This window comes from Paraburkholderia caffeinitolerans, assembly GCF_902859945.1.
Classification (GTDB): domain Bacteria; phylum Pseudomonadota; class Gammaproteobacteria; order Burkholderiales; family Burkholderiaceae; genus Paraburkholderia; species Paraburkholderia caffeinitolerans.
In genome coordinates, this window is the sequence record NZ_CADIKL010000013.1 from 143,145 (window position 1) to 157,901 (window position 14,757).

Genomic DNA, 14,757 nt, shown 5'->3' on the forward strand with positions numbered 1-14,757 from the left:
CGAATTACCAACCGGAATTACCCACCGTCTTTCGCAATAGAGCGCACCCACAAGGCGCGCCTCTCTCACTCGCAGGTGAAAAACATGAACGCCCGACTTCCCGAAACGTCCACCATTCCCGAACGCATCGCCGCACTGCGCGCCGCGATGGCTAGCGCGGGTGTCGACGCCGCGCTGGTGCCGTCCGCCGACCCGCACCTCTCCGAATACCTGCCGCGCCGCTGGCAGGGGCGCGAATGGCTTTCGGGCTTCACGGGCTCGGTAGGCACACTCGTCGTGACGAAGGATTTCGCGGGCGTGTGGGTGGACAGCCGTTACTGGGTGCAGGCCGACCAGCAACTCGCGGGCACGGGCATTCAGCTCATGAAGATGCTGGGCGGCCAGCAGAGCGCGCCGCACATCGACTGGCTCGCCCAGAACGTGCCGGCAGGCGGCTCGGTCGCGGTGGACGGCGCGGTGCTCGGCGTGGCGTCGGCGCGCGCCCTGGCCGAGGCGCTCGACGCGCGCGGCGTGAAGCTGCGCACCGATCTCGACTTGCTCGACGCCGTCTGGAGCGGCCGTCCTTCGCTGCCGCTCGAACCGGTCTACGAACACGTCGCGCCGCATGCGGACGCGCAGCGCGCGGGCAAGCTCGCGCAGGTGCGTGCCGCAATGCAGGAAAAGGGCGCGCAGTGGCACTTCATTTCGACGCTCGACGACCTCGCGTGGCTCTTCAACCTGCGTGGCGCCGATGTGAACTACAACCCCGTGTTCGTCGCTCACGCGTTGATCGGGCCGGATCAGGCGACGCTGTTTGTCGCAGATGGCAAGGTGCCGGCGGACCTCGCGCAATCGCTCGCGCGCGACAATGTGCGCGTCGCGCCTTACGCGCAGGCCGCCGATGCGCTGGCGGCGCTGCCCGCAGGCGAGTCCTTGCTGGTCGACCCGCGCCGCGTGACCTTCGGACTGCTGCAGGCGGTGTCCTCGGCGGTGAAGCGCGTGGAGGCCATTAACCCGAGCACGTTCTTCAAGTCGCGCAAGACCGCCGCTGAAGCTGAGCACGTGCGCGCCACGATGGAGCAGGACGGCGCGGCGCTGGCCGAATTCTTCGCGTGGTTCGAAGCGGCGCTGGGCCGCGAGACCATCACCGAACTCACCATCGACGAAAAGCTCACCGCTGCCCGTAAGCGCCGCCCGGGCTTCGTTTCGCTCTCGTTCGCCACGATCGCCGGTTTCAACGCGAACGGCGCGATGCCGCACTACCGCGCCACGCCCGAATCGCACAGCGTGATCGAAGGCAACGGCCTGCTCCTGATCGACTCGGGCGGCCAGTATCTGGACGGCACGACCGACATCACGCGCGTGGTGCCCATCGGCACGCCGAGCGCCGAGCAAAAGCGCGACTTCACGATCGTTCTCAAGGGCACGATGGCGCTCTCGCGCGCGCAGTTTCCGCGTGGTATCCGCTCGCCGATGCTCGACGCGATCGCGCGCGCGCCGATCTGGGAAGCGGGCGCCGACTACGGCCATGGCACCGGCCACGGCGTGGGCTATTTCCTGAATGTGCACGAAGGCCCGCAGGTCATTTCGCACTACGCGCCGGCCGAGCCGTGGACCGCGATGGAGGAGGGCATGATCACCTCGGTCGAGCCGGGCCTCTACCGGCCGGGCAAGTGGGGCGTGCGCATCGAAAACCTCGTCTTGAACCAGAGCGCGGGGACCACTGAATTCGGTGATTTCCTGAAGTTCGAAACGCTCACGCTGTGCCCGATCGACACGCGCTGTATCGATCTCACGCTCCTGCGCGAAGACGAGCGCGAGTGGCTCAACGCGTATCACCAGACGGTGCGCGTGCGCATCGCGCCGCATGTTTCGGGCGACGCGCTCGCGTGGCTCGAAAAGCGCACGCAGCCGATCTGATTGACGTTAAACGAAACCCAGGGCGGAGCGCAAAGGCATGGCGATCAAGGCAGTGGTGTTCGATTTCGGCGGGGTGCTGGTGGACTGGAGCCCCGAGTATCTGTATCGCAAGCTGATTCCCGACGACGACGAGCGCCGCTGGTTTCTCACCCATGTTTGTGCGATGGACTGGGTGGTGCGCCAAGACGGCGGCGAGCCGATCGCCGTGGGCACCGAGGAATTGGTGACCCGGTTCCCCGAGCACGAAGCGCTCATTCGCGCGTTCTACGAGCGCTGGCACGAGATGATCGGTGGCTTGCTCGAAGGCGGCGTGGCGACCTTCGAGCGGCTGGAAGCGGCCAACGTGCCGATCTTCGGGCTCACGAACTGGTCGGCCGAGACGTTTCCGTGGGCGTGGGAGCGCTTCGGCATCTTGCGGCGCTGCCGCGATATCGTCGTCTCGGGACGCGTGAAGCTCGTGAAGCCCGATCCGGCGATCTTCCACGAAATGTTTCGCCGCATCGAGGCGCAGTTGCCGGGCGTGAGAGCCGGCGAACTCGTCTTCATCGACGACAACGCGCACAACATTCAGGCCGCCACGGCGCTGGGCTGGCACGGCGTGCATCACACGAGCAACACGGCCACTGACGCGAAGCTGCGCGAACTGGGCCTGCCGGTCTAAGCTGTTCGCTCGCGTGTGCACAAAGCAGAACGGCGGCCACACGTGAGTGTGGCCGCCGTTTTTTCTTCGCCTGATTCAACCGCCGGGAGCCCCGGCGCGTCAATTACCGGCTGATCGGCTTGTAGCGCAGACGCTTCGGACGCGCGGCTTCCTCGCCGAGGCGCTTGATCTTGTCGGCCTCGTACTCGTGATAGTTGCCGTCGAAGAACGTGACTTGCGAGTCGCCTTCGAACGCCAGGATATGCGTGGCGATACGGTCGAGGAACCAGCGATCGTGCGAGATCACCATCACCGAGCCCGCGAATTCGAGCAGGGCGTCTTCGAGCGCGCGCAGCGTTTCGACGTCGAGGTCGTTTGACGGTTCGTCGAGCAGCAGGACGTTGCCGCCCGAGATCAGCGTCTTGGCCAGATGCAGACGGCCGCGCTCACCGCCCGACAGGTTGCCGACGATCTTCTGCTGGTCGCCGCCCTTGAAGTTGAAGCGGCCGATGTAGGCGCGCGACGGCGTTTCGTACTTGCCCACCGTGAGCACGTCCGCGCCGCCCGAGATTTCCTCGAACACGGTCTTGTCGGCGACGAGCGCGTCGCGGCTCTGATCGACATACGCGAGCTTGACCGTCGGGCCTTGCACGATCTCGCCCGAATCCGGCTGTTCCTTGCCCGTGAGCATGCGGAACAGCGTCGACTTACCGGCGCCGTTCGGCCCGATGATGCCGACGATTGCGCCCGCCGGAATCTTGAAGCTGAGGTCGTCGATCAGCAGACGGTCACCGTAAGACTTGCTGACGTTCTTGAACTCGATGACTTCGTTGCCCAGACGCTCGCCCGCCGGAATGAAGATTTCCTGCGTTTCGTTGCGCTTCTGGTATTCCTGGCTCGACAGCTCCTCGAAGCGCGCGATACGCGCCTTCGACTTCGCCTGGCGGCCCTTCGGGTTCTGGCGCACCCACTCCAGTTCCTTCTTGATCGCCTTCTGGCGTGCCGATTCCGACGACTCTTCCTGCTTCAGGCGCTCTTCCTTCTGGTCGAGCCAGCTCGAGTAGTTGCCCTTCCAGGGAATGCCGTAGCCGCGATCGAGTTCGAGAATCCACTCGGCGGCGTTGTCGAGGAAGTAGCGGTCGTGGGTCACGGCCACGACGGTGCCCGGGAAGCGCGTGAGGAACTGCTCGAGCCACTCGACCGATTCGGCGTCGAGGTGGTTGGTCGGTTCGTCGAGCAGCAGCATGTCGGGCTTCTCGAGCAGCAGCTTGCACAGCGCGACGCGGCGCTTTTCACCGCCCGAGAGATTGCCGATCTTCGCATCCCACGCCGGCAGACGCAGCGCGTCGGCGGCGATTTCGATCTGCTGTTCGGCGCTGCCGTCGGTGGTCGCGAGGATCGCTTCGTACTTGGCTTGTTCCGCGGCGAGCGCGTCGAAGTCGGCGTCCGGCTCCGCGTAGGCGGCGTAGATCTCGTCGAGCTTCTTCTGCGCGTTGAACACGTCGCCCAGACCCTCTTCGACCGCTTCGCGCACGGTCTTTTCCGGATCGAGCTGCGGCTCCTGCGGCAGATAGCCGATGTTGAGGTTGGGCATCGGCGTGGCTTCGCCTTCGATGTCCTTGTCGACGCCGGCCATGATCTTGATGAGCGTGGACTTGCCCGAGCCGTTCAGGCCGAGCAGACCGATCTTCGCGCCCGGGAAGAACGACAGCGAGATGTCCTTCAGGATCTGGCGTTTGGGCGGCACGATCTTGCCGACCCGGTTCATGGTGAAGACGTATTGGGCCATGAGTTGTGTCTTTGGAAACGGGAGGAAAGGGGGCGTTGCGCTTAAACGTTGAACAGGAAGTTCATCACGTCGCCGTCGTGGACGACATATTCCTTGCCTTCGGCGCGCATCTTGCCGGCTTCCTTCGCGCCGGTTTCGCCCTTGAACTGGATGAAGTCGTTGAACGCGATGGTCTGCGCGCGAATGAAGCCGCGCTCGAAGTCGGTGTGGATCACGCCGGCCGCCTGCGGAGCGGTGTCGCCGACGTGAATCGTCCACGCGCGCACTTCCTTCACACCCGCCGTGAAGTACGTTTGCAGGCCGAGCAGCTTGAAACCCGCGCGGATCACGCGGTCGAGGCCCGGCTCGTCCATGCCCATGTCGGCGAGGAAGGCGATCTTGTCTTCGTCTTCGAGGTCCGCGATTTCGGCTTCGATTGCCGCGCACACGGCCACCACCGGCGCGCCTTCGGCTTCGGCGTGCTTGCGCACCGCTTCGAGGTACGGATTGTTCTCGAAGCCGTCGTCCTTCACGTTCGCGACGTACATGGTCTTCTTCGCGGTGATCAGGCAGAACGGCTTGAGCAGCGCCTGTTCGTCTTCGTTCAGGTCGAGCCCGCGCACGGGCTTGGCCTGATCGAGTTGCGCGCGCACTTTTTCCAGCACGGCGACGAGTTTCGCCGCTTCCTTGTCGTTGCCCGACTTGGCGGCCTTCGAGTAGCGCGTGAGCGCCTTTTCGACGGTGCTGAGGTCGGCGAGTGCGAGTTCGGTGTTGATGACTTCGATGTCGGCGATCGGATCGACCTTGCCCGCGACGTGGATCACGTTTTCGTCTTCGAAGCAGCGCACGACGTGCGTGATGGCGTCCGTTTCGCGGATGTTCGCGAGGAACTGGTTGCCGAGGCCTTCGCCCTTGCTCGCGCCGGCGACCAGACCCGCGATGTCGACGAACTCGACCACGGACGGCACCACGCGCTCGGGCTTGACGATCTCGGCGAGCGCCTTCAGGCGCGGATCCGGCACTTCGACCACGCCGACGTTCGGCTCGATCGTGCAAAACGGGTAGTTTTCAGCCGCGATGCCGGCCTTGGTCAGCGCGTTGAACAGGGTGGACTTGCCGACGTTGGGCAAGCCGACGATGCCGCATTGGAGGCTCATGAAAAACCTTTTTGAATCAGTTGGTTACGGCAGGTCGTCGTATCGTTTGCTGTCCGGCGAGGGCCGGAACGCGACAGCCGCAAGGTGAATTCGGGGACGAGTCAAAGCGTGCGCATGCGGCCGGGAAGCCGACGATTTTGCACGGATTTTGTGCTCGAAAAGTGGCAATTGTAACCCGTTCGCGGGCGTTGATCGGCGCGCTCGCATGGGAAGCGTCGACGGACCTGGGCGGTCGGCAAGGACCGGGCAAGCACCATGCAAACGCGTTCCGAAAGCAGCGTGCTTATTCGGCGAAGAGGTCCGGGCCGAACACTTCGTAGTGGATCCGGGCTTCGCGCACGCCCAGTTCCTTGAGCGCGTCGTGCTGCATCCGCATGAACGGGATCGGCCCGCAAATGTAGTAATCGGCGTCGGGCAAGAGGATCGCGTCCTTGATCGTCTTGACGTCAACGAGCCCCGCATGATCGAAGTCCCGGCCCTTGGCGTCCTCCGGCAGTGGGTTGTCGTAGAACACGATCAGGCTGAAATTGGCGTAGGTTCTGGCGGCTTCGCGCAGCCGGTCGCGCATCGCGTGCACGCTGCTGTTGCGCGCGCCGTGCACGAACACCACGCGCCGTTGCGGGTCCTGGATAGCGCGCTTGAGCATGCTGATCATCGGCGTCAATCCGACGCCGCCGCTGATCAGCACAATCGGCGTCTTCGCGTTCACGTCGATATGGAAGCTGCCGTAGGGCGCGGCCAGTTTGATCTCGTCGCCGACATTGACGTGGTCGTGAAGCAGGCACGAGACATAGCCCGGAGGATTGGGGCCGCCGCTTTCGCGCTTCACCGAAATGCGGTAGCTGTGCCCGTTCGGCATGTCCGAGAGGCTGTACTGGCGAATCTGCTGCAAGCCCAGGGCCGGCACGGTCACGGCGACGCTGACATACTGGCCGGGCTCGAAGTTCACGACCGGCTGGCCGTCGGCGGGTTCGAGGATGAACGAGGTGATCACGCTGCTTTCGGGGCGCTTTTCGCGCACGACGAAGGTGCGCCAGCCGGTCCAGCCGCCCAGTTGGTCGGAGGAGTGCTCGTAGAGTTCGCTTTCGAGGCCCATCAGCACGTCGGCGAGGTTGCCGTAGGCTTGCGCCCAGGCGGAAATGATGTCGTCGGTGGCGGCGGCGCCCAGCACGTCCTTGATGGCAGCCAGCAGGTTTTCCCCGACGATCGGGTAGTGCTCGGGCCGCACACCGAGACTCGCGTGCTTGTTGGCGATGTTCTTCAGCACCGCCGCAAGGCTGCTGGGGTCTTCGATGTTTTCCGCGTAGGCGTAGACCGCGCGGGCCAGCGCCTGCTGCTGCTGGCCCTGTTCCTGGTGCGCCATGTTGAACACGTTTTTCAGCTCGGGATGCGCTTCGAACAGGCGCTTGTAAAAGCGCGTGATGATGTCGTAGCCGTGATCGGCCAGAACCGGTGCGGTGGCCTTGACGATGTCCTTCGTCTTTTGGGTCAGCATGGTTTGTCTCTCCGTGGCAAGGTGTGGGCGGCGCTTAGTGGATGAAGCCTAGGCAGTGGTTTTGAGATCGGCAAGGCGGGTCGAATCGGGGCCGCGCCGTGCCGCCTCTCCGACCCCGCTGCGACACCTCACCGCGCCCTTGCCGCGCCGCAATCCACGCCGCAATCGGCCGCCCATCCGGCCCTGTCAGATTACCCCCCGCAGCTATAATGCGCGGATGACTTCGACCAACCAGACCTTTGACGTCGCCGTGATTGGCGGCGGGCTCGTCGGCAAGGCGGCGGCGCTCGCGCTGACCCAAGGGGGCTTGCGTGTGGCGCTGCTCGCGCAGCCGTGCGCACCGCTGCCCGCCGGCGCCGTTTTCGATGCGCGCGTCTATGCCTTTTCGCGCAGCTCGCATGCGCTGTTCGAGCGTCTGAGGGTCTGGCAGGCGGTCGATGCCGCTCGCCTCACGCCGGTCTACGACATGCGCGTGTTCGGCGACGCTGCTGCCGAGCTGCATTTTTCCGCGTATCAGGCGTCGGTCGCGCAGCTTGCCTGGATCGCCGAATCGTCGCTGGTCGAGCGCGCGTTCGACGCGGCGCTGCATTTCCAGCCCAATCTCACGTGGATCGATTCGCGCGCGCAGACGCTCGACGTGATGCCCGACGCCGCCGTGATCGGTCTTGCGAACGGCCGCACGATCGAGGCCGATCTCGCCGTGGGCGCCGATGGCGCGCATTCGTGGGTGCGTGCGCAGATCGGCTCGAAGGTCGAGCGCCGCGATTACCGGCAGACCGGCGTGGTCGCCAACTTCCGCGCGGAACGCCCGCACGGCGAATGCGCTTATCAATGGTTCCGGGAGGGCGAGATCGTCGCGCTGCTGCCGCTGCCGGACCAGCATGTTTCGCTGGTCTGGTCGGCGCAAACGGAGCATGCCGACGAACTGCTCAAGCTCGACCCGGAACAGCTCGCCGCCGAAGTCGAGCGCGTGACGCAGAGGCTGCATGGCACGCTCGAATGCGTGACGCCGGCGCGCGGCTTCCCGCTCGCCTTGCAGACCGTCGACCGCCTGGTTGCGCCGCGCGTCGCGCTGGTTGGCGACGCCGCGCACCTGATTCACCCGCTCGCGGGGCAGGGCGTGAACCTGGGGCTACGCGACGTGACCGCGCTCGTAGACGTCATCGCGCAAAAAGAAGCGTTCCGCGACCTCGGCGACCTCGTGCTGCTGCGCCGCTACGAACGCGGCCGCCGCGAGGACATCCAGAAGCTCGTGATCGCCACCGATGGCCTGCAGCGTCTCTTTTCGGTGCCCGGCACGTTCGCGCGCGCGCTGCGCAACACGGGCATGGCGTTCGTCGGCGCGCAGCCGCTCGTCAAGCGCTGGCTGGTGGCGTCGGCGCTCGGCTGAGCGCTGAGCGTTCAGAGGCATCGCCAACGCTCACCGACAGCGCCGCAGCGGGTATTTCGCGTGCTCCAGCGCCGGGCGGCTTAGAATGAACATCTCTGGCCAAGGGCCACGTCGGGATCGAATTTCACCCGGAACGCTTCATGCGCCACCTGCGCGAAGCGTCCCAGAATCAGGAAAGCATCACATGCAAAAGCGTATTCGCATTGCCGCGTTTGCCCTCGCGGCGGCCATTTCGGTGCTCGGCTGCTCGGCGCAGGCCGACCAGACCACCGACAAAATCAAGGCTACGCTGCAATCGCGCCTCGGCGTGGATGGCGGCGACATCAAGAGCATCAGCAAGGCGCCGATGGCGGGTCTCTACGAGGTGAACCTCGGCACGCAGATCATCTATAGCGACGCCAATGGCGATTACGTGCTCACGGGCGATCTCGTCGATACCAAGGCGCACCGCAATCTCACCGAAGCGCGCCTGGCCGAACTCAACAAGGTCGACTTCTCGAAGCTGCCGCTCGAGAACGCGGTGAAGGTCGTGAAGGGCAACGGCAAGCGCCAGATGGCGGTGTTCTCCGATCCGAACTGCCCGTACTGCCATCAGCTCGAAAGCACGCTCAAGTCGATCGACAACGTGACGGTCTACACCTTCCTGTACCCCGTGCTGTCCGAAGACTCCACGACGAAGTCGAAGTCGATCTGGTGCTCGGCCGACCGCGCGAAGGCGTGGGAGTCGTGGATGATCGATCGCAAGGCGCCCACCGCCGCGGGCACCTGTAACACCGCCGCCATCGACAGCAATCTCAAGCTCGGCGCAAAGATGAACGTGACCGGCACGCCCACCGTGATCCTCGCGGACGGCACCCGCCTGCCGGGCGCGGTCAGTGCCGACCGGCTCGAAAGCGCTCTCGGCGCCGTGCGCTGAAGCCCTGACCGAATCTGCCGGCCGCTTTTGCGGCCGGTGCTTTTTTGCCCACTGTTTTTTTCGTATGCCTGCGGTTGCCGCGCGTGAGCTTGCCGCGCGGCGTTCGCTGCAATCACCGCGATTACAGCATTCGCTAACCGAACCCGTCCCCGATCCCGCCGATGAAGCCGATCCGATACACCATCGTCCCGAAGAACCCCGCCGCGCACCTGTTCGAAGTGACGCTCACCATCGAGGATCCCGCGCCGGACGGCCAGTGCTTCATGCTGCCTGTGTGGATTCCGGGCAGCTACATGGTGCGCGAATTCGCGCGCAACATCGTCACGATGCGCGCGACCAACGAAGCGGGCCGCAAGGTGCGCATCAGCAAGACCGACAAGCACACGTGGCAGGCCGCGCCCGTGAAGGGCGCGCTCACACTGCGCTACGAGGTTTATGCGTGGGACCTGTCGGTGCGGGCCGCGCATCTGGACGACACGGTTGGCTTCTTCAACGGCACGAGCGTGTTTCTCGCGGCGCTCGGCCATGAAGGCGCGCAGCACGTGGTCGACATCCAGCGCCCCGATGGCCACGCGTATCGCCACTGGCGCGTCGCCACTGCGCTCGCGGAGGCGCGCGGCACCAAACGCTACGGCTTTGGCGAATACACGGCGTCGGGCTACGACGAGCTGATCGACCACCCCGTCACGCTGGGCGAATTCACGCTCGCGAGCTTCAAGGCGCACGGCGTGCCGCACGACATCGTGATCGCGGGCCGCGTGGTGGCGCTCGATACCGAACGCCTCTCCGCCGACCTGAAGAAGATCTGCGAGGCGCAGATCGCGCTGTTCGAGCCGCGCACCAAGCGCGCGCCAATGGAGCGCTACGTGTTCATGACGCAGGCCGTGAGCGACGGCTACGGCGGGCTCGAGCATCGCGCATCCACGGCGCTCATTTGCAACCGCACCGATCTGCCGGTCAAAGGTAAGACCGAGATGTCCGAGGGCTACCGGACCTATCTGGGGTTGTGCAGCCACGAGTACTTCCATACGTGGAACGTGAAGCGCATCAAGCCCGCCGCGTTCGCGCCGTACGATCTCACGCGTGAGGACTACACCTCGCTGCTGTGGCTCTTCGAAGGCTTCACGTCCTATTACGACGACCTGATGCTGGTGCGCAGCGGCCTCATTTCCGTAGACGAATACTTCGGCCTCCTCGGCAAGACCGTCGGCGGCGTGCTGCGTGGCGCGGGGCGTCTGAAGCAGAGCGTGGCCGAAAGCTCGTTCGACGCGTGGATCAAGTACTACCGACAGGACGAGAACGCGTCGAATGCGATCGTGAGCTACTACACGAAGGGCTCGCTCGTCGCGCTCGCATTCGATCTCGCCATCCGCACGGAAACCAGCGGACGCAAGTCGCTCGACGACGTGATGCGCCTCCTGTGGCAACGCTACGGCCGCGACTTCTATCGCGGCAAGCCGGTGGGCGTGGGCGAGGACGATGTCGAGGCGCTGATCGCTGAGGCAACCGGCGTGGAACTGGGCAGCCTGTTCGCCGACGCCGTGCGCGGCACGCGCGATTTGCCGCTCGCCACGCTGTTCGAGGGGCTGGGCGTGACGCTCGAAGGCGAGCCCGAGCGCGGCGCGAAGCCGTCGCTGGGCGCGCGCCTGCGCGGCGGCGCCGAAGCTTCGATCGCGGTCGTCTATGAGGGCGGCGCGGCGCAAAAGGCGGGGCTTTCGGCCGGCGACGCGCTCATGGCGCTCGACGGCCTGCGCGTTACGGGCGCGAATCTCGATACGCTGCTCGCGCGCTACCAGCCGGGCGCCAAGGTGGAAATCCACGCGTTCCGCCGCGACGAGCTGCGCGTCGCGCGCCTGACGCTCGACGCGCCCGAGATCGCACGCTACAAGCTCACGGTCACCGACAAGCGTCCGGCGCCGCGCGCGCTGCGCGAGCGCTGGCTGGCGGCTTGAGCGTACGCGGAGCGGGCGCTCGGCCCGCTTCGGAAAGAAAGGCGACAGGGCGATCCGGCCCCGTCGCCTTTCTTTTTTGGTTTTCTCGATTGTTCTATCGCTGCAACAATCCGTCATCGGCGGACTACTTTTTCGGGGCGTGGCAAATAAACACAATGGCCTCACTCGCGCAACGTTGCGCAAACGACACCCGAAGGAGTCACCATGACCACCATCCTGCAAATCAATTCCGCCGCTCGCTCGCAAGGCGCCCAGTCGACGCTGCTCGTCAACGAATTGACGACCAAGCTCCAGCAATCGAACCCGGGTGCGAAGGTTGTCACGCGCAACCTGCAAGCCGATCCGCTGCCGCACCTCGACGACGCCGTGCTCGGCGCGTTCTTCACGCCGGTCGAGCAGCGCACGCCGGAGCAGCAGGCCATCGCCGCACGCAGCGAAGCGCTGATTGCCGAACTGCAAGCTGCGGACGTCATCGTGATTGGCGCGCCGATGTACAACTTCGGCATTTCGTCGCAACTGAAGACCTACTTCGACTGGATCGCACGCGCTGGCATCACGTTCCAGTACACCGCGAACGGCCCCGTGGGCCTCGTCACGGGCAAGAAGGTGATCGTGGTTTCGGCGCGCGGCGGCAAGTATCACGGCACGCCGAACGACAGCCAGACGCCGTACCTCAAGTCGTTCCTCGGCTTCCTCGGCATGACCGACGTGAGCTTCATCTACGCCGAAGGCCTGAACATGGGCCCGGAAGCCGCCGGTGCAGCGCTCGCGAGCGCACGTGAGGCAATTGCGGCGGCCTGAGCGGCTGCTGTGAAGTGAAGCCGATGCGGTGCGTTATTGCGCCGTATCGCATGCAGTAAAGCAAAAACGCCACGAAGCGTGCTTCGTGGCGTTTTTCATTGTGCGCGGCGTGCTTCGCTGCGTCAGGCAAGCACTTCGGCCGTGTCCGGCAAGCGCCAGTCGATTGGCGCGCGGGCGTGCGCGCTCAGGTACGCATTGGCTTGCGCGAAATGTCCGCAGCCGAGGAAGCCGCGATGCGCCGAGAGCGGCGACGGATGCGGCGCTTCCAGCACGCAATGCTCGCCCGTGCCGAGCAGCGCGCGCTTGTTCTGCGCGTGCGCGCCCCAGAGCATGAACACGAGATGTTCGTGGCGCGCGGCGATCTCGCGGATCAGCGTGTCGGTGCAGCGCTCCCAGCCGCGCTTCGCGTGGCTCGCGGCGTTCGCGCGCTCGACGGTGAGCACCGTGTTGAGCAGCAGCACGCCCTGGCGCGCCCAGGCATCGAGACAGCCGTGAGCGGGCGCCTCGATTCCGAGGCTCGCCGCGATCTCCTTGAAGATGTTGCGCAGCGAGGGCGGGGTGCGCACCGCAGGCGGGACCGAGAACGCCAGGCCGTGCGCTTGCGGCGTGCCGCGGTCATCGCCGTGATACGGGTCCTGGCCGAGGATCACCACTTTCACTTCGTCGGGCGAGGTGAGGCGCAGCGCGCGGAATACATCGGTGGGATAGACGGTCTTGCCGGCGGCGCGTTCGTCGTCGACGAAACGGCACAGTGGCGCGTACGCGTCGCTCTCGATGAACGGTGTGAGCAACTCGCGCCAAGCCGTGGGCAGCGCGGCGAACTGGTCTTCGAGACGCGCGATCGCGGCACTCGATGGCGGGTTGCCGGTGGACTGGGCGGAGGCTGACTGGCTGGCGGACATGGGCGCGGTTGCGAGTGTGGCTACGGGAGCGGATGCGGGGAATTCGTCGTCGTCGAAGAGCGAGAAGATCGAGATCTGGCGCGGGTCGACTTCGGGTGCGGACGTTTCGTCGAGCATGGCCAATGCTGCTTCAGGCGGCGTGTCGTCGAACAGCGAGGTTTGCACCGGCGCCACGGCGCGCGTGTGTTTCGTGGAGGTCATGGGCGGCAAGTGTCGCAAGAATCGCGCTGCGATTCAATCCGGCTCGACGGGTGAAAGGCCTGCTGGCAGGCACGGATGTTCGTCTTGCAACTAACAGCGGTGAATTTCACGATGAATTCGCGATGACTTGGCGGCACCGCTTACCGCTGCGCTCGCGCTTAGCCTTCGCGCAGCGTGTAGCCGCGCTGGGCCTTGCTGATGTCGTCGGGCGCGAGTCCCGGCAGTGCCTTCGCCAATTCCGCTGCAAGCGTGTGCAACGCGGCTTCGTCGCCGGCCTTCAGTTCCAGCTCGATTTCGCAGATAGGCGCGCGGCGCGTTTCGCCGTTCACGTCCGCGGTGATATCGCCTTGATCGATGGCCGCTTCCACTTCAGCGCCCTCGACCTGCAAGGTCCACAGCGTGCGCGTGAAATCGGTGCGAAAGAGGGGAATCAGATTCGCAGCCGCGTCGGAAAGCGCCGTCGAAACGCCCGCTTCGTCGCACTCGTGCAGCAGCTTGTCGATCTCGAGCGCTTCACCCGCCACCGGCATTTCCCACTCATGCCGCGCGTGGAGGCCGTTTTGCGCCACGCCCACGGTCTTGAACGTCTGCAGCCAGCCTTCGGGCGCGCGGCGCAGCCGCAGCGCGCTCTTCGCGCGCGCGAGCACGAGCGACGGCGTGTCGAAGTAGATGTTTTCCAACCGCACTTCGCGGCCCGGTGCGCCGGCGCGCGCCTCGAAGAGACGCAGCGCCGCGTCCACCTGGTCGCGCGGCAGCGCGAGTTTGATTTCGCGTTCGATGGCCATCGTCGCTTGTTACCTGTTTGTTACCTGGATGCAATCAGAAGAACATACGCGCGAGTTCCGCGCCGGGGTTTTCGGCGCGCATGAACGCCTCGCCCACGAGGAACGTGTGTACCGCAAGCTCGCGCATCTTCTCGACATCGGCGCGCGAGAGAATGCCCGACTCGGTCACGACGATGCGGTCTTCCGGCACATCGTCGAGCATGCCGATGGTGGTTTGCAGCGTGGTCTCGAAGGTGCGCAGATTGCGGTTGTTGATGCCGATGAGCGGCGTCTTCAGCGTGAGCGCGTGTTCGAGCTCCGCGCGATCGTGCACTTCGACGAGCACCGCGAGGCCCAGCGAATGTGCGAGCGCTTCGAGATCGCGCATCTGGCCGGGTTCGAGCGCGGCGGCGATCAGCAGGATCGCATCGGCGCCCATTGCGCGCGCTTCGACGACCTGATACGGGTCGACGATGAAATCCTTGCGCAGCACCGGAAGGTTGCACGCGGCGCGCGCGGCTTCCAGATACGCGACGCTGCCCTGGAAGAATTGCACGTCGGTGAGCACGGAAAGGCATGCCGCGCCGCCTTCGGCGTAAGAACGCGCGATTTCGGCGGGTTGGAAGTTTTCGCGCAGCACGCCCTTCGAGGGGCTTGCTTTCTTCACTTCCGCGATCACGGCGGCCTGGCCGTTAGCGTGCTTCGCGCGCAAGGCGCCGACGAAGTCGCGCAGATCGCGCGCGCTCGCCTCCAGACGCAGCGCTTCGAGCGGTGCGCTCTGCTCGGCAGCGCGGACTTCTTCGCGCTTCACCGCAATGATTTTTTCGAGGATGTCGCTCATGATGTTCGGGCAAAAAATCGGGCAAAAACAG

Annotated in this window: 12 protein-coding genes; 6 read left to right on the plus strand and 6 right to left on the minus strand. The window is 65.2% G+C overall.

The window, feature by feature from the left end:
- The first annotated feature begins 84 nt into the window (after window positions 1-84).
- The gene (locus HV773_RS15685; RefSeq protein ID WP_129562924.1) at window positions 85-1,899 is read left to right on the plus strand and encodes an aminopeptidase P family protein; all 1,815 of its coding nucleotides are present in this window, start codon (window positions 85-87) and stop codon (window positions 1,897-1,899) included.
- A 37-nt stretch (window positions 1,900-1,936) separates the two neighbouring features.
- Window positions 1,937-2,560, plus strand: a complete 624-nt coding sequence (locus HV773_RS15690; RefSeq protein WP_129562923.1) for an HAD family hydrolase — start codon at window positions 1,937-1,939, stop codon at window positions 2,558-2,560.
- A 103-nt stretch (window positions 2,561-2,663) separates the two neighbouring features.
- On the opposite strand, the gene ettA is transcribed toward HV773_RS15690, so the two are convergent.
- From ettA to hmpA, 3 genes are all read right to left on the minus strand, one after another.
- The gene (gene ettA, locus HV773_RS15695; protein WP_129562922.1) at window positions 2,664-4,328 is read right to left on the minus strand and encodes an energy-dependent translational throttle protein EttA; all 1,665 of its coding nucleotides are present in this window, start codon (window positions 4,326-4,328) and stop codon (window positions 2,664-2,666) included.
- 41 nt (window positions 4,329-4,369) lie between these two features.
- Entirely contained in the window at window positions 4,370-5,464 is a 1,095-nt protein-coding gene (ychF, locus tag HV773_RS15700; protein ID WP_129562921.1) for a redox-regulated ATPase YchF, read from the minus strand.
- 283 nt (window positions 5,465-5,747) lie between these two features.
- Complete coding sequence (hmpA, locus tag HV773_RS15705) at window positions 5,748-6,959, minus strand: NO-inducible flavohemoprotein (protein WP_129562920.1); 1,212 nt, start codon at window positions 6,957-6,959, stop codon at window positions 5,748-5,750.
- Window positions 6,960-7,176: 217 nt separating this feature from the next.
- Here hmpA and HV773_RS15710 point away from each other — a divergent pair, with 217 nt between their 5' ends.
- From HV773_RS15710 to HV773_RS15725, 4 genes are all read left to right on the plus strand, one after another.
- Entirely contained in the window at window positions 7,177-8,349 is a 1,173-nt protein-coding gene (locus tag HV773_RS15710) for a UbiH/UbiF family hydroxylase (RefSeq protein WP_129562919.1), read from the plus strand.
- Window positions 8,350-8,533: 184 nt separating this feature from the next.
- Window positions 8,534-9,265: a DsbC family protein gene (locus HV773_RS15715; protein WP_129562918.1), complete on the plus strand. Its 732-nt coding sequence runs from the start codon at window positions 8,534-8,536 to the stop codon at window positions 9,263-9,265.
- A gap of 161 nt (window positions 9,266-9,426) precedes the next feature.
- Window positions 9,427-11,217, plus strand: coding sequence for a M61 family metallopeptidase (locus HV773_RS15720; RefSeq protein WP_129562917.1), 1,791 nt, complete (start codon window positions 9,427-9,429; stop codon window positions 11,215-11,217).
- Between the two features lie 204 nt (window positions 11,218-11,421).
- Window positions 11,422-12,018: an FMN-dependent NADH-azoreductase gene (locus HV773_RS15725; protein WP_129562916.1), complete on the plus strand. Its 597-nt coding sequence runs from the start codon at window positions 11,422-11,424 to the stop codon at window positions 12,016-12,018.
- 122 nt (window positions 12,019-12,140) lie between these two features.
- Here the strand turns inward: HV773_RS15725 and HV773_RS15730 are convergent, their stop codons facing one another.
- The 3 genes from HV773_RS15730 to trpC form a co-directional block, all read right to left on the minus strand.
- Complete coding sequence (locus HV773_RS15730; RefSeq protein ID WP_129562915.1) at window positions 12,141-13,121, minus strand: uracil-DNA glycosylase; 981 nt, start codon at window positions 13,119-13,121, stop codon at window positions 12,141-12,143.
- Between the two features lie 158 nt (window positions 13,122-13,279).
- A complete protein-coding gene (locus tag HV773_RS15735) occupies window positions 13,280-13,906 on the minus strand; it encodes a CYTH domain-containing protein (RefSeq protein ID WP_129562914.1) in 627 nt (208 codons plus the stop codon).
- A gap of 34 nt (window positions 13,907-13,940) precedes the next feature.
- Window positions 13,941-14,726, minus strand: coding sequence for an indole-3-glycerol phosphate synthase TrpC (gene trpC, locus HV773_RS15740; RefSeq protein ID WP_129562913.1), 786 nt, complete (start codon window positions 14,724-14,726; stop codon window positions 13,941-13,943).
- Window positions 14,727-14,757 lie beyond the last annotated feature (31 nt).

What these genes read in the sequence shown, in the direction of transcription:
- HV773_RS15685 (WP_129562924.1), top strand. Translation starts at nt 85, where the DNA reads ATGAACGCCCGACTTCCCGAAACGTCCACCATTCCCGAACGCATCGCC.
- HV773_RS15690 (WP_129562923.1), top strand. Translation starts at nt 1,937, where the DNA reads ATGGCGATCAAGGCAGTGGTGTTCGATTTCGGCGGGGTGCTGGTGGAC.
- ettA (WP_129562922.1), bottom strand. Translation starts at nt 4,328, where the DNA reads ATGGCCCAATACGTCTTCACCATGAACCGGGTCGGCAAGATCGTGCCG.
- ychF (WP_129562921.1), bottom strand. Translation starts at nt 5,464, where the DNA reads ATGAGCCTCCAATGCGGCATCGTCGGCTTGCCCAACGTCGGCAAGTCC.
- hmpA (WP_129562920.1), bottom strand. Translation starts at nt 6,959, where the DNA reads ATGCTGACCCAAAAGACGAAGGACATCGTCAAGGCCACCGCACCGGTT.
- HV773_RS15710 (WP_129562919.1), top strand. Translation starts at nt 7,177, where the DNA reads ATGACTTCGACCAACCAGACCTTTGACGTCGCCGTGATTGGCGGCGGG.
- HV773_RS15715 (WP_129562918.1), top strand. Translation starts at nt 8,534, where the DNA reads ATGCAAAAGCGTATTCGCATTGCCGCGTTTGCCCTCGCGGCGGCCATT.
- HV773_RS15720 (WP_129562917.1), top strand. Translation starts at nt 9,427, where the DNA reads ATGAAGCCGATCCGATACACCATCGTCCCGAAGAACCCCGCCGCGCAC.
- HV773_RS15725 (WP_129562916.1), top strand. Translation starts at nt 11,422, where the DNA reads ATGACCACCATCCTGCAAATCAATTCCGCCGCTCGCTCGCAAGGCGCC.
- HV773_RS15730 (WP_129562915.1), bottom strand. Translation starts at nt 13,121, where the DNA reads ATGACCTCCACGAAACACACGCGCGCCGTGGCGCCGGTGCAAACCTCG.
- HV773_RS15735 (WP_129562914.1), bottom strand. Translation starts at nt 13,906, where the DNA reads ATGGCCATCGAACGCGAAATCAAACTCGCGCTGCCGCGCGACCAGGTG.
- trpC (WP_129562913.1), bottom strand. Translation starts at nt 14,726, where the DNA reads ATGAGCGACATCCTCGAAAAAATCATTGCGGTGAAGCGCGAAGAAGTC.